The organism is Erwinia papayae, assembly GCF_058241465.1.
Genome location: NZ_JBZCHT010000009.1, coordinates 579172 through 593703, shown reverse-complemented (window position 1 = coordinate 593703; position 14532 = coordinate 579172). Strand labels below are relative to the sequence as shown.

The 14532-nt window shown below is 55.6% G+C and carries 11 protein-coding genes and 2 tRNA genes; 8 read left to right on the top strand and 5 right to left on the bottom strand.

What is annotated here, in order from left to right; translation table 11 throughout:
- Nucleotides 1-9 precede the first annotated feature (9 nt).
- The gene (locus AC3RPL_RS07500) at nt 10-1029 is read left to right on the top strand and encodes a C45 family autoproteolytic acyltransferase/hydrolase (protein WP_490739511.1); all 1020 of its coding nucleotides are present in this window, start codon (nt 10-12) and stop codon (nt 1027-1029) included.
- A 109-nt stretch (nt 1030-1138) separates the two neighbouring features.
- Here the strand turns inward: AC3RPL_RS07500 and AC3RPL_RS07495 are convergent, their stop codons facing one another.
- Nucleotides 1139-2350 carry a tyrosine-type recombinase/integrase gene (locus AC3RPL_RS07495; protein WP_490739510.1) on the bottom strand — a complete coding sequence of 404 codons (1212 nt, stop codon included), beginning with the start codon at nt 2348-2350 and terminating at the stop codon, nt 1139-1141.
- 350 nt (nt 2351-2700) lie between these two features.
- On the opposite strand from AC3RPL_RS07495, the gene AC3RPL_RS07490 reads away from it, so the two are divergent.
- The 4 genes from AC3RPL_RS07490 to tnpC all read left to right on the top strand — a co-directional run bounded on the left by AC3RPL_RS07490 (nt 2701) and on the right by tnpC (nt 6254).
- A tRNA-Ser gene (locus AC3RPL_RS07490) sits at nt 2701-2860 on the top strand.
- A gap of 802 nt (nt 2861-3662) precedes the next feature.
- Nucleotides 3663-4319: an IS66-like element accessory protein TnpA gene (gene tnpA, locus AC3RPL_RS07485; protein WP_490739509.1), complete on the top strand. Its 657-nt coding sequence runs from the start codon at nt 3663-3665 to the stop codon at nt 4317-4319.
- Nucleotides 4316-4663 (top strand): IS66 family insertion sequence element accessory protein TnpB, encoded by a 348-nt coding sequence (gene tnpB / locus AC3RPL_RS07480; RefSeq protein WP_490739508.1) that lies wholly within the window; start codon nt 4316-4318, stop codon nt 4661-4663. The genes tnpA and tnpB overlap by 4 nt, the downstream gene beginning before the upstream one ends.
- A gap of 19 nt (nt 4664-4682) precedes the next feature.
- Nucleotides 4683-6254, top strand: coding sequence for an IS66 family transposase (gene tnpC, locus AC3RPL_RS07475; RefSeq protein ID WP_490739507.1), 1572 nt, complete (start codon nt 4683-4685; stop codon nt 6252-6254).
- A 218-nt stretch (nt 6255-6472) separates the two neighbouring features.
- Here the strand turns inward: tnpC and AC3RPL_RS07470 are convergent, their stop codons facing one another.
- On the bottom strand, nt 6473-8017 hold the full coding sequence (locus tag AC3RPL_RS07470; protein WP_490739506.1) for a methyl-accepting chemotaxis protein: 1545 nt from the start codon (nt 8015-8017) through the stop codon (nt 6473-6475).
- A gap of 280 nt (nt 8018-8297) precedes the next feature.
- Here AC3RPL_RS07470 and AC3RPL_RS07465 point away from each other — a divergent pair.
- The 3 genes from AC3RPL_RS07465 to AC3RPL_RS07455 all read left to right on the top strand — a co-directional run bounded on the left by AC3RPL_RS07465 (nt 8298) and on the right by AC3RPL_RS07455 (nt 10629).
- Nucleotides 8298-8385: transfer RNA gene (locus tag AC3RPL_RS07465), tRNA-Ser, on the top strand.
- A 502-nt stretch (nt 8386-8887) separates the two neighbouring features.
- The gene (locus AC3RPL_RS07460) at nt 8888-9715 is read left to right on the top strand and encodes an SDR family oxidoreductase (protein WP_490739505.1); all 828 of its coding nucleotides are present in this window, start codon (nt 8888-8890) and stop codon (nt 9713-9715) included.
- Between the two features lie 419 nt (nt 9716-10134).
- The gene (locus AC3RPL_RS07455) at nt 10135-10629 is read left to right on the top strand and encodes a DUF2569 domain-containing protein (protein ID WP_490739504.1); all 495 of its coding nucleotides are present in this window, start codon (nt 10135-10137) and stop codon (nt 10627-10629) included.
- Nucleotides 10630-10747: 118 nt separating this feature from the next.
- Here AC3RPL_RS07455 and phoH read toward each other — a convergent pair whose 3' ends face one another.
- The 3 genes from phoH to efeO form a co-directional block, all read right to left on the bottom strand.
- Complete coding sequence (gene phoH / locus AC3RPL_RS07450; RefSeq protein ID WP_490739503.1) at nt 10748-11536, bottom strand: phosphate starvation-inducible protein PhoH; 789 nt, start codon at nt 11534-11536, stop codon at nt 10748-10750.
- 560 nt (nt 11537-12096) lie between these two features.
- Complete coding sequence (gene efeB, locus AC3RPL_RS07445) at nt 12097-13383, bottom strand: iron uptake transporter deferrochelatase/peroxidase subunit (protein WP_490739502.1); 1287 nt, start codon at nt 13381-13383, stop codon at nt 12097-12099.
- 6 nt (nt 13384-13389) lie between these two features.
- Entirely contained in the window at nt 13390-14514 is a 1125-nt protein-coding gene (gene efeO, locus AC3RPL_RS07440) for an iron uptake system protein EfeO (protein ID WP_490739501.1), read from the bottom strand.
- Nucleotides 14515-14532 lie beyond the last annotated feature (18 nt).

Sequence of the window (14532 nt, the reverse complement as noted above, 5' to 3'; positions counted from 1 at the left end):
GATAACACGATGAAAACAATCACAATCACCGGTTCCGCTTTTGCAATCGGTCAGCGACTCGGTGAATTTGGCCGTGAGGCCTGGCACAACAAACTCACCTTAACGGCGCTGTGGCAAACCGTAACGGCAATGAAAGAGGCTGGACAGACTCAGGCGATGTGCCAGCGTGTTCAGCAGCAGTTTCCGCTTGTCTGGCAGGAGCTGGAGGGACTTGCCGAAGGATTACAGGCCCCGCTGGATGAGGTCTTCGCGTGGAACTGCCGTGGCGATCTGGTGCGGTCAACTTCGGATGGCTGTACCACCGTGGCGGGAAGCAATGCGAGCGGTGAACGGATTATTGCCCACAACGAAGACGGTTTTCCGCAGCTACGGGATGACTGTGCGATTGTTACTATCGTTCCAAATCAGGGACTGAAATTCATCAGCTTTGCCTATCCGGGTTCGATTTGCGGCCATACGTTTGCCGTGAATGAGAAAGGGATTGTCAACACGGTGAATAACATTCGCGCGGTGCATCGCCCGGAGGGGTTTCCTCGTCAGGTACTGGCACGTGCGGCGCTGAATGCGGCAACCCTGGATGAGGCGATTACAATCCTGACGACAGGACCGCGCGCGGGTGCGTTCCATCATACGTTGGGGCAATACGGCGACAGCCGACTCTTTAGCGTGGAAGCGACCGGCACCGGCTGCTCTGTTACGCAGTTAAACGATATTTTCGCCCATGCCAATCACCTGATTCATGAAAATCTCAGAGCTACTGAACAAGTGATCACTGACAGTTCCGGCTCACGTCAGCAGTATTTGAACGACTGGCTGGAAACACAGACGCAGCTTGATGGCACAGCGGCAAAAGCTATCCTCTCGAATCAACATGACGCTGTGTTACCTGTTTATCGTCTGTCGCCGCAGGATCCGGATGAAGAAAACACGCTCGCGACGGCCGTTTTTACGCTGGACAGCGAGAAAACGACGTTGCAGGTTTTTACGCGGGATCGTCAAAATGCAGCGCAACAGTACTGTATTGAATGATGAGCTGAACCCGGTTGTCGGCGGACGCATCCGGTTACCGCAGTCATGAAAAGTTCGGGCCCTCTGCCCTTTACCGGCGTTCACAGCGCTGGCCAACGGCAGGCTTCCGTCATGGTTTGTGCCAGCGTCGCGGCCGCATGAGAAAGCGGATGCTGTTTAAGATGCAGAATCCCCACGGAGCGTTCAATGACAGGTGCCACCAGTGGTAGACAAACCGCGATAAATGATACAGCTCAAGCCATTGAGCGTGGGTCCACTGCCAGCAGGGCTGTCCTGAGCGGTGCATTGCAGCCAGCATCCCCATCATCGCTATCCGTCGGGGCGATTGATTTGATCTGTTTTCTCCTAAGGGAAAGATCAGAGCCGCCATTTTCCGGTCAGCGGTTTCAACGGTGACAGCCATTATGATCGAAAGATCGACACCTGAAAGGTGAATATACATCTGGATGGTTCGCGGGTCCCGGTGCCCGGCATAAGCTGCCAGCTCATGCAGCTTCCAGCCAGCACGGGCAAGGTGGCTCAACCGCAGGTGCCGGAAGGTATGCGTTGAGATACCCGGCGACCCGGACCCCAGCGCCCATTTCCTTACCGTTTTGCTCCAGGTCCAGATGGTAAGTGGCGCACCCTGATTACGGTCGGACGCGGAACGGAAAAGGGCCCACCGGACGATCCCACTCTGCTTCATCTGCATAAGATGTGCCGCCAGCACGGGCGCCACGGCCTGGCTGTAACAGACGATGCGCTCACGCCGACTCCTGGTGGTCTCTGCCCGGATGTGGATAAGCCGGTGGGCAAAATCGAGATCGTCAATGCTCAGCGAGGTAATCTCGGACCGTCGCAGTGCGCCGTAACAGGTTAATGCCAGCATCAGGCGGTCACAAAGTGGAGAAGCGGCTGCGTGAAAAAGAAAGGACTGCCACTGCGTATCATCAGGGATACGCGGCAGCTTTACGACGCGGGGTACCAGCCCCCGACAGGAGCTCAGCATGCGAGGTGTACCAGAGCGTGGCAGCGGATTTACTGTACAGAGGTCCTGATACATCAGAAAGTCATACCAGAGACGAATTACAGACAGGCGAAGCTGGAGCGCGGCGCTGGCTGCGGGAAAAGGCATGCCGGGTAACATAAGGCTGATGTAGGCGGCCAGGTCTTCAAACCGGGCCTTTTCAGGTTCAATCCTTTGCTGGCTGCAGAACGCAAAATAATGACAGAGGGCTCGGCGGCAGGCTGTCAATGTGGCCGAGGCCCACCCGGGGTTAGCCAACAGTTTCAGCCAGCGCTCTGCCAGTAACAGGGCATGTTCATTCAGTGGAATCAGCATTGCGTTTACCTCTGATAACAGCTTATCTGCTCAAAGTTTACTCAATCAATGTTGCTTTCCACGTAACTTACTACAGCCAGCAGGGGCTGCCGGTGATAAAGTCTGTTTTCACCGTCTGAAAACAGGTAGCTGGATTACAGCGAAGCAGCAGAGCAGTTCGGGCGTGGTGTCATCTGAGAGGTAAATTGCCTGCCTGACCGGGTGTGATAAACGTCTCTCTTTTGCTGATTTAAACGGCAAACTGTTTTAAAACTGGCTAAACGCAGTGAAAATTGAAGTAAGGGTGTTGACCGCCGTCGTTGTTTTCCCTACATTAGCGCCGGTCAGCGCTGCTGACGGCGTAACAATATGGTGAGGTGTCCGAGTGGCTGAAGGAGCACGCCTGGAAAGTGTGTATACGGTAACGTATCGGGGGTTCGACAGACGGCAACGCCGTCTGGACAGGCCGGACGCTCGCGGACGGACTGCCCGCAGGGTGAGCGCAGCGAATCAATCCCCCCCTCACCGCCATGATTTCAGAGAAGTGCCCGGTTAACCGCCGGGCATTTTTTTTGCATATACCCCATACAAAGGGGGGTGATGAGAACCCCCGTCGGGGTTCGACAGACGGCAGCGCCGTCTGGACAGGCCGGACGCTCGCGGACGGACTGCCCGCAGGGTGAGCGCAGCGAATCAATCCCCCCCTCACCGCCATGATTTCAGAGAAGTGCCCGGTTAACCGCCGGGCATTTTTTTTGCATATACCCCATACAAAGGGGGGTGATGAGAACCCCCGTCGGGGTTCGACAGACGGCAGCGCCGTCTGGACAGGCCGGACGCTCGCGGACGGACTGCCCGCAGGGTGAGCGCAGCGAATCAATCCCCCCCTCACCGCCATGATTTCAGAGAAGTGCCCGGTTAACCGCCGGGCATTTTTTTTGCATATACGCCATACAAAGGGGGGTGATGAGAACCCCCGTCGGGGTTCGACAGACGGCAGCACCGTCTGGACAGGCCTGACGCCTGCGGACGGACTGCCCGCAGGGTGAGCGCAGCGAATCAATCCCCCCCTCACCGCCATTCTGGTAATGAACAATGCGAGAGAGTTTGAGCGGGTTTGAGCGGGTTTGAGCGGGTCCCGGGTCTGAACTGGAAGACCGGGCAGACCAGAAAGACCATTTATTGCCATCTGCCACGTTGCGCCCGAAAAAGATATTCCCTGCCTGGACTGATGGCCTGAGGCAATAATTTTCATTGAGTCGGTTAACCGCTGTACATTAGTAAGCGTCTTATTTAGACCGTCTGTCCGGTTGTCTCCCGTTACGGGAGAATAATGTCCATCATTTTTAATGGACATTATCGCGTGAAAAACCGGACATGGCTCCTTGAGGCTCTGCGCCTTCATTTTGATGAAAAGCTGTCCCGCGTTGAGGCAGGACGGCGGTTAGGTATCCCCAAAACCACCGTCTGCGAACTCTTCGTTCGCTTTCAGAGAGCGGAATTATCATGGCCTCTGCCGGACAGCGTAAATCTGAAAGCCCTGAACAACCGGCTTTACCGACAGGCGTCACGAAAGTCGCCTGTTCCGCCCCCGTCTGCTGCACCCACAGCAATACCTGCGTCCCGCAGGCGACCACGCCGGCCTAACTTCCCGCGCGAATTTAAAATCGCTATGGTGGAAAAGTCTATGCAACCGGGCGTCAGCGTGGCACAGCTTGCCCGCGAAAATGACATCAATGACAATCTGCTGTTCAACTGGCGGCGCCATTATCAGCAGGGGCTGCTGGGTGCTGCTCCTGCCGGTACGCCGGCACTGCTCCCCGTGACGCTGCCCCCGACCGACCGACCCGCTAAGCTGCCGGTCCCCTCAACAGGAGAGCCTGCCTGTTGCGAACTGGTTCTGCCCGCCGGTACGCTGCGCATCTGCGGGAGACTCACGCCGGAACTTCTGCAGATGCTTATCCGGGAAATGCAGGGCGGTCAACAATGATCTCCCTTCCTGCGGGCGCACGTATCTGGCTGGTCGCCGGCGTAACCGACATGCGTAACGGCTTCAACGGGCTGGCCTCGAAGGTGCAGAATACGCTTCGTGCTGACCCGTACGGCGGCCACCTCTTTATCTTCCGGGGCCGGCGGGGCGATATGATCAAGGTGCTGTGGGCAGATCGGGACGGTCTGTGCCTGTTCACCAAACGGCTGGAGCGGGGGCGCTTTGTCTGGCCGGTGACCCGTGACGGTAAAGTCCATCTGACGCCCGCGCAGCTGGCGATGCTGCTGGAAGGCATCAACTGGAAGCATCCGCAGCGGACGGAACGCCCTGGCCTGCGCATCTGAACCGGAGTAAAGTAAGCGCATGGTGCGCTCACTCTGCGATGAAAATGCCCGGCTCCGGGCGCTGCTGGACACGCAGCAGCACACAATACGCCAGATGGCGGAGTATAACCGGCTGCTCTCGCAGCGGGTGGCGGCGTACGCCAGTGAGATAAACCGACTGAAGGCGCTGGTTGCTAAGCTGCAGCGCATGCAGTTCGGCAAAAGCTCTGAAAAGCTGCGTGAAAAAACGGCGCGTCAGGTGCGCGAAGCTGAAGAGCGCATCAGCGCCCTGCAGGAGGAGATGGCGGAGGTGCTGGGAGAGCAGCATGACCCGGTACTCCCGCAGCCGCTGCGCCAGTCTTCCGCCCGTAAACCGCTTCCTGCCTCACTCCCGCGCGAAACAAGTACGCTGCCGCCGGCCGAAACTGCCTGTCCGGCGTGCGGCGGCACCCTCAGCCCGCTGGGCTGCGACGTGTCGGAGCAGCTGGAACTCATCAGCAGCGCCTTTAAGGTTATCGAAACGCAGCGGCCGAAGCTGGCCTGCTGCCAGTGCGACCACATCGTTCAGGCCCCGATGCCGTCAAAGCCTATCGAACGCAGCTACGCCGGCCCCGCTCTGCTGGCGCGCATCGTCACGGCGAAGTTCGCGGAGCACACGCCTCACTACCGGCAGTCTGAGATATACCGCCGCCAGGGTGTGGCGCTGAGCCGGGCCACGCTGGGGAGATGGTCCGGGGCGGTGAGTGAACTGCTGGAGCCGCTGTATGACCTGCTGCGGCAGTACGTGCTGATGCCCGGCAAGGTGCATACTGATGATATCCCGGTCCCTGTTCAGGAGCCGGGCAGCGGCAAAACGCGCACGGCCCGGCTGTGGGTGTACGTGCGGGATGACCGAAACGCGGGCTCGGTCATGCCACCGGCAGTCTGGTTCGCGTACTCACCGGACCGTAAAGGCGTTCATCCACAACAGCATCTGAGCGGGTACAGCGGGATCCTGCAGGCGGATGCATACGGAGGCTACAATGCCCTGTACGAAGAGGGGCGCATCACCGAAGCGGCATGCATGGCGCACGCCCGGCGAAAAATCCACGACGTTCACGTCCGTACCCCGACGGACATTACCACCGAAGCGCTGAAGCGCATCGGTGAGCTGTATGCCATCGAGGCGGAAATACGCGGCAGTCCGGCAGACGAGCGTCTGGTGATCCGGAAAGAGAAGACCCTCCCGCTGATGCAGTCGCTGTACGACTGGATACAGGCGCAGATGAAGGTGCTGTCGCGGCACTCGGATAGGGCGAAGGCGTTCGCGTACCTGCTGAAACAGTGGGACGCGCTGAACCTGTTCTGCGGCAATGGCTGGGCGGAAATAGACAACAACATCGCGGAGAACGCGCTGCGTGGCGTTGCCCTGGGCCGGAAGAACTGGCTGTTCGCCGGTTCAGACGCAGGTGGGGAGAGAGCAGCTGTGCTGTACTCGTTGATCGGCACCTGCAGGCTGAACGGCGTGGAGCCGGAGGCGTGGCTGCGTTACGTCATCGGCCATATCCAGGACTGGCCGGTAAACCGGGTCCGCGATCTGCTGCCCTGGAAGGCTGATCTCACATCTGTATAAGCATCAATACGGTCTGGACATGACGCTTACGAAAAGCGCATCGGTCTGTGACTTGATTTCTTCAACGCGCATATATTTTTCATGCATGGTGTTTTAATCTTCCCGTTAGCTGGCCGCTGTCATCTGCAGGATTCAGAAGAAGCCTGTCGTTCAGTATTACCTGGCAGTCATGTGCTGCCAGGTAATAAGGTGAAGAGACGGCCGTCATTCAGACCGGCTTATACCCTGAACGTCTCTACCATGCCGCGCAGCGCGTGCGCCTGCTCAGACAGTGACTGTGACGCTGACGAGGACTCCTCAACCAGCGCGGCGTTGTTCTGCGTGACGCCATCCATCTGGCTGACGGCAACGCTGACCTGTGAGATGCCATGCATCTGCTCGGATGAGGCCAGCGAAATGTTGTCCATGGCCTCCGCCAGCTCACCCACCATGCCGACAATTTTAAGGATGCTATGGCCGGTACCTGCCGCCACCTCCACGCCACTTTCCACCTGCTCCACGGCCTGCTCAATCAGCTGCTTGATATCACGCGCGGCGGTGGCGCTGCGCTGGGCCAGCGTCCTGACCTCGCCGGCCACCACGGCAAATCCCCGACCCTCTTCGCCGGCCCGTGCGGCTTCCACCGCCGCGTTGAGGGCCAGGATGTTGGTCTGGAAGGCGATGCTCTCAATCACGGCGGTAATGTCCCTTACCTTTGATGCGCTCAGCGAGATGGCATTCATGGTTTCCGACATGCGCTGTACGTCCGCTTCGCCGGTACGCGCAAGCGACGCAGTCTCACGGGCTGAGTCTGCGGTCTTCTGCGCGCCCGCCGTGTTGCTTTTCACCGTGGCGGTAAGCTGCTCCATGCTGGCGGCCGTTTCCTGCAGGGCGGCGGCCTGCTGCTCGGTGCGTGAGGAAAGCTCGGTATTGCCCTGCGAAATTTCATCCGCGGCCAGCGCCACTGAGGCGGAGGCGTCTTTAATCTGCGAGACCAGACCGCGAAGGTTCGCCTGCATACCGTCAAGTGAGGCGAGCAGGCTACCGGTGTCGTTACGGCGCAGCGTGACCAGCGTGGTCAGGTCGCCGGCGGCGATAGTGGCCGCGAGCGCCTGCGCCTGTGCCGGTTCCCCGCCCAGCTGACGCATCAGCACACGAATAGTCATTACGCAGGTTCCGGCCGCCACGAGCACGGATGCGGCCGCAAGTAACACCAGTATCAGCGATGCGCGGTCGACTGACCGGCTGTTCTGCTCAACGGCGGACTGGGTGTTTTTCATCTGAATCTGCGTCATGTCGTTCAGGGCTTTCAGCAGCGTGCTCTGCGCCGGACGCGTGACCTTCATGAGGTAATCGGTGGCTTCCTGAGCACGGTTAGCCAGCCCGAGCTGGCCCGCCTGCTCGAGCGCAGCCAGTGCCGGACCTTCAGCTTCAGCTATCTGGCTGAATACTTCGCGGCCCTGCGGCACAGAGTCCGCTTTCATCATCTCATCCAGAGCGCGCCGGTTTTCAATATAGAGAAGTTTCTGTTTCTGCAGACGCTCCCACTCCGGTTTCATGGCCTGAGGGTCGGTCAGCAGAGCCATATTACGGACCGCGATACCCATATCCCTCAGGCCCCCGCGCATGTCCAGTACCAGCTGGTACTTTTTCATTTTGACGTTGACGGCGTCGTCCATGCCGTCGCTTGCCTTACTCAGTGCGTTAAGTGCGATGCCGGTACAGAGTATAAAAAGCAGAATAAGCAGGCCGAAACCTGATGCAAGTCGCGTAGATATTTTCATGTATTTTCTCGTTATCCGGAAAGAGGAGGCCTGGTGTTAACTGTGTTATCGGCATAAACGGAGAAAAATACAGCAATCGGGGTAACTCACAATCCTTTTGCCTGAGGTGATCAGCACATTAAGCAGATAAACATATCCTGGCTGTCAATACGGTTTATATGTGACGCATACGTACATTACTTAACCTGCCAGAATAAAAAGAATATTTTTCTTGACCGTAATCAGGCGACTGCCTATAGTAGCGCCCCGTCGACCCTCAGGGCGAGGCAGTTGAAAATGTGGTGAGGTGTCCGAGTGGCTGAAGGAGCACGCCTGGAAAGTGTGTATACGGCAACGTATCGGGGGTTCGAATCCCCCCCTCACCGCCATTCTTCGAAGAAGAGTCTGAATTCACGTTCAGACTTTTTTTTTGCATATACCCCATACAAAGGGGGGTGATGAGAACCCCCGTCGGGGTTCGACAGACGGCAACGCCGTCTGGACAGGCCGGACGCCTGCGGACGGACTGCCCGCAGGGTGAGCGTAGCGAATCAATCCCCCCCTCACCGCCATTCTTCGAAGAAGAGTCTGAATTCACGTTCAGACTTTTTTTTTTGCATATACCCCATACAAAGGGGGGTGATGAGAACTCCCGTCGGGGTTCGACAGACGGCCACTCTTATTTTATTAATGAGCATCGCTCATAAAGCCTTGCAGTTCATACTTAAAGTAATTATCACCTCTTGCAATTATATTTAGCTTCTCACGCAACGGAATTACCCGGTAAGTAAGGCCTGCCCTTCTCAACCGGTTATTTTTCATTGCATGCCGCCGCCATCCGACAACGGTAATGTCATCGCGGCGCTGTCTCACTTAATCTCAGGAGCGGATATGAAAGACGTCATTGTGCTCATCGGTGCAGGTTCCATCGGTCAGGCCATTGCCCGGCGCGTTGGTCAGGGTAAGCATCTGCTGGTGGCAGACCTGCACCCTGAAAACAGCGAAGCCGCTGCAAACGTATTGCGTGATGCCGGATTCTCCACCACCACGACCCAGGTGGATGTTTCTTCACGCGCCTCCGTCCAGGCACTGGCCGAAACGGCGAGCAAAACCGGCCCGGTTAACGGAGTTATCCATTCGGCAGGCGTCTCACCTTCTCAGGCTTCCCCGGCTACCATTCTGCGGGTTGACCTGTACGGCACCGCCGTCATTCTGGAAGAATTTGGTAAAGTCATTGCCGAAGGTGGCTCCGCCATCGTCATCGCTTCCCAGTCCGGCCACCGCCTGCCTGCGCTGCCTGAAGAGCAAAATGCAGCCCTGGCGCTGACGCCCGTGGAAGAGCTGCTGGCGCTGCCTTTTTTACAGGAGGATACCATCACCGATTCACTGCTGGCCTATCAGTATGCGAAACGCGGTAATGCCCTACGGGTAATGGCACAAACGGTCGAATGGAGTAAACGTAATGCGCGCGTCAACACCATCAGCCCCGGCATCATTTACACGCCGCTGGCGAATGATGAACTGACCGGCCCGCGTGGTGCAGGCTACCGTGACATGCTGGCACGTTCACCCGCCGGGCGTGGCGGGACGCCTGATGAAGTCGCTGCCGTTGCCGCGCTGTTAATGGGACCGGAAGGGACGTTTATTGCAGGCAGTGACATTCTGATGGACGGCGGCGTTACTGCCTCCTGGTGGTATGGGGATTTAAAACCGCAGTAAACGGATAACCCCGAACGCCAGGTGCTGTCCTCATCTGGCGTTGATAATATAATACAACAATTGTGACATTGTCACTTAACCCTTCCCTGCAATCTCCTGCCACATCTTAAATCGCACCGGCGGCACTTACGCTCAATGGCGAAAACGACTCGCCCCTCAGTATCTCAGGCCATATTCAATTTATCGGGGTTGCCTTTGCCAACAGGAAAACAGGCTCCATCAGTCGGTCATCTGTCAGAGAGAGCTGGCAATTGCCGTTGAAAAAATTCAGCCGATAAATAAGGCCGTATGGGTGCAGACATTATTTAAAACAGTGGGCATAATCTCGTCCGGAACATAAGGTGATCCCACATTCTGCGCGGGCAGCTGCAATAACGTGTTCCACTACCCAAAATAAACATGGATAAAGAGGGGCAACAATGGAATGCAATGAATGCAAAATTTCTGAAGCAAATGAACAATCGGGTTTATGCAATACTTGTGAAAAGAAAAGTATCGGTAAAATTAACGGCTGGCTAATTCTTCCTGCGATGGGGCTGATAATAAGTATTATTGGCGGCGCTGCCGGCATTGTTATCTTTTTTATAGTGACCATCAGCCCTTTTAATGATGATAACCTGCTGTTTTGCTACTCGCTCGCCGTGCTTATCAGTATGACACTCTGGCTGCTGGTGACACTTTATGCCTCATGGTTTTTTTTCAGGCGTAAGAAAGGAACCCGTAAGGCCATGATTATTTTCTATCTGAGCGGATTACTTTTTTCTCTCTTTGTTGGTTTACTGCCCGCAATCATTTCAGACAGCCGTCCGGACGAGGAAGAAATAAAATTATTGATAAGCGGTATTGTCGGGGCGGTTATCTGGGTGCCTTATTTTCTTTTTTCTAAAAGAATTGACCGTGTTTTTTTCCGTTAATCTTTCCGGTAATCGTGGACTGGCAGTGATAATTTACCGTCGCCTTCCGCTAATGGACCGCTGATAAAAAAGCCCGGACTGACATCCGGGCCTGTTTGCTTTTTGACTGACGGAGAAATTAATCGTAGGCCAGCAGCGTACGTTGACAAAGCTGAGAGCGTACACAGTCTTCTTTGGCAAAACGCACCACGCCAATCATATCGTCCTCTTCAAAACGCGCCAGGGCATCGCCCAGGCCGGACTTCACATGAGATGGCAGATCACACTGGGTAATATCGCCGTTAACGATAACCGTTACATTTTCGCCAAGGCGGGTCAGGAACATCTTCATCTGCGCAGCGGTGACGTTTTGCGCCTCATCAAGGATCACCACGGCATTTTCAAAGGTACGTCCACGCATATAGGCAAAAGGCGCAATCTCCACTTTGCCAATTTCGGGACGCAGGCAGTACTGCATAAAAGATGAACCAAGACGTTTAACCAGAACGTCATAGACCGGCCGGAAATAGGGAGCAAATTTCTCAGAAATATCGCCAGGCAGAAAACCTAAATCCTCATCCGCCTGCAATACCGGCCTTGTCACGATGATCCTGTCCACATCCTTATTTATCAGGGCCTCTGCCGCTTTAGCGGCGCTTATCCAGGTTTTACCGCAGCCTGCTTCGCCGGTGGCGAAAATCAGCTGTTTGCATTCTATGGCTTTAAGATAGTGCGCCTGAGCTTCATTACGGGCTTCAATCGGCGAATGGTCGCGGGTATCGCGCGCCATGCCTATCGAATCCAGCCCACCCATCTGCACCAGCGAGGTGACCGATTCTTCTTCACGCTGACGGTGACTGCGTGAATCGCTACGAAGCACACGTTTGGCTTCACGACGCGCTTTGATCACTGCTTTCTGTCTTCCCATAGTGGCACCTTACAGTTGGTTTCATTTCCCGCATCATAACTATCGACGCGATTACGTGAACGCTTTAGAGGTTTTGTTGGCTTCCTTGTAAGCCTTGTCTGGCCGTTGATAATGATAAACCGACGGTAAAAACGCCGTCAGCGTACCGGATAAGATTAGGGCGGGTGAAGAGCTGAACGAAGTCATTAAAAAGAAAGAGGGTCGTTGAGGCAATTAAGCCGTCGCAGGGAGATACGCGGATTATTTTCTGAAACTGCCGTTGGCAACAGGATTTTATCATACGCAATCTCCGTAACGAATACGACCAGCAGATGCTGTGAATAAAGTGCAACAGATCTCAACCGAAATGCAACATTAATTTTTACATACCGGCAGCACAAAGGGGTTAATTAACAGTAGAAATGGCAGAGCTTATTTAAATGATGATTAAAATCAGTGAGATAAATTTAACGTGGTGACGTTAAATTTTAATTAGCAGTTGTAAATTATCAGTTAAACCTGGCAGGAATAGTTGTACGAAAAACAACCTCCCCTCCTGCACGGAGAGAAGGCTGCGCTGTTTATGCTTCTATCAAAGACTGACCAAGATAATGTTTAGTATCGGGGACGCCCGGCAAAACAAAAAAGTAGCCGCCGCCAACCGGCTTGATATATTCCTCAAGCGCTTCGCCATTGAGTCTTTTTTGTACGGTGAGAAATCCCTTTTCGAGACAGTGCTGATAACAGACAAACAGCAAACCCATTTCCAGCTGCCCGGAATGGGAAACGCCCAGCGAGTAACTGTATCCCCGTCGCAGCATCAGACTGCTTTGTGTTTCCGGCGTGCGTGGATTAGCCAGCCGGATATGTGCATCAAGCGGGATAACGTCGCCATCCGGGTCGCGGCCATAGTCCGGCACGTCATGCTCATTCTGCATACCCAACGGCGCACCGCTGTGCTTCACCCGGCCAAAAATACTTTGCTGCTCCTGAAGCGGCGTACGGTCCCAGAACTCGACATGAAACTGGATAATCCGTGCGGCCTGATAGCTGCCGTTTACCGCCCAGGCCGGTTCGCCCTGCTCCGCCGATACCCACACAATCGAATCCATCAATGCCTGATTACTGCTGTCAGGATTAGCCGTGCCGTCTTTAAAGCCCAGCAAATTGACCGGCGTCTCTTTCCCTTTACTGCGTGCCGCATGGTCAGAGATAAAGCCCTCGCGCCGCCAGCGCAGACTCAGTAAATCCGGCGAATGCTTAATGATATCGCGCAGCGCATGGATCACCGTGTCATTGGTATTGGCGCAGATTTGCAGCAACAGATCGCCGTGGCACAGGCTGCTGTCCAGCGCGTCATTGGGAAAGCGGCTCATCGGCTGTAATTTCAGCGGCTTGTGCGCCTGTAATCCAAAACGATCGTCAAACAGCGAATGCCCCACGGAAACGGTAATGGTCAGGTTATCAGGGTAAATCTCATCGCCGAGGATACCTGAGTCCATCGGCGGCAGTTGCGGATTATCCACCTGTGGCGCTTTACCGCCTTTGGTCAGAAACGCGATGCGGTTATCAAGCAGCCGGAACAGACGCTCCAGCTCGGCTTTGTTGGTTGCCAGCACGTCAAACGCCACCAGCATCATCGACGCCTGCTGCGGAGTGATAATGCCCGCCTGATGCCGGCCATAGAAAGGCTGTACTTCCTGACGGGCACTGGGTGACAGCGCGCCCGGCGAGAAGGATTGATCTTGCGCAGCGGCGTGTGCCGGGCAACCGACGCCCACGGCAAAGGCACCGCCAAGCAGGCCGATACCTTTCAGTAAACGACGGCGCTCGGTACGCGCCGTATCGTCAGCAGAATTCCTTGCCATAGCCCGTTAATCCAGTCCCAGCGTGCCGCGCAGTTTAGCCAGATCTTCCGCCAGAGTGGTAATTGGTCCCTTCAGCGCGGTGCGGTCGGCATCGGTCAGTTTGTCGTAAGACTCAAACCCGGTTTTGCTGCGATATTTGCCAAGGATGGCGTCCACTTTTTTGAAGTTGGCATCCACTTTAGCCAGCAGCGTTGCATCGGCTTTCTTCAGCGCCGGGCGCAGCAGATCAACAATTTTCTGCGCGCCATCAACGTTCGCCTGGAAATCAGAGAGATCGGTGCGGCTGTAACGGTCTTCTTCACCGGAAATTTTGCTGGCGGCAACTTCTTCAATCAGCGACGCCGCGCCTCCCACCACTTTACCCGGTGCGAAAGCCAGCTCACTGACGCGTTTTTGCAATTCCAGCGTGTCACTGTTCAGCTTGTCGGCATACTCGTTCATGCCCTTAGTACTGGCGTCGCCAAACAGGGCTTTTTCCAGACGGTGCCAGCCGGTGAACTTCGGATCGGCAGCTTTCTTCTCGTAATCATCTTCACGGGCATCAATGCTGCTGTCGAGGTCGGAGAACAGCTCGGCAATTGGCTCAATACGTTCATAGTGGCTGCGGGTTGGGGCATACAGGGCTTTCGCTTTCTCAAGGTCGCCCGCTTTTACCGCATCGGTAAAGGCTTTGGTTCCGGCTACCAGTTCCGCCACTTCTTTGGTGACATAGGCTTTATAGTCGGTTACCGGCCCCGCCAGCTGCATCACATCCGCTTTGCCATTTGCCGCTGCACTGCCACCTTTCACCGTCAGCTTGCCTTTTGGATTACTCAGCAGGCCACAGGTCATCTCGTATTCACCGGCTTCCAGCGTGGCGGTCAGCTTCTGGCTAAAGCCAGGTGCGATATTTTCACGCTCTTCCACCACCATTACCCCTTTCAGAATCTCCCACTCCAGCGCTTTCTGGCTGTTGTTCTGGATAATGAACTGGGTTTTACCGGTGCTGACGGTGACCGCCATCGGCTCACACTGCTTGTCAGTGACGGTAATTTTTACCTGAGGAATATCCGCCGCCATTGCCGCAGAGGTCCCGGCCAGCAGGGTAACAAGTGCAGCGCTCAGTGCAGAGTGACGAAAACGAAGAGTCATATTCAATACCTGTGAAAA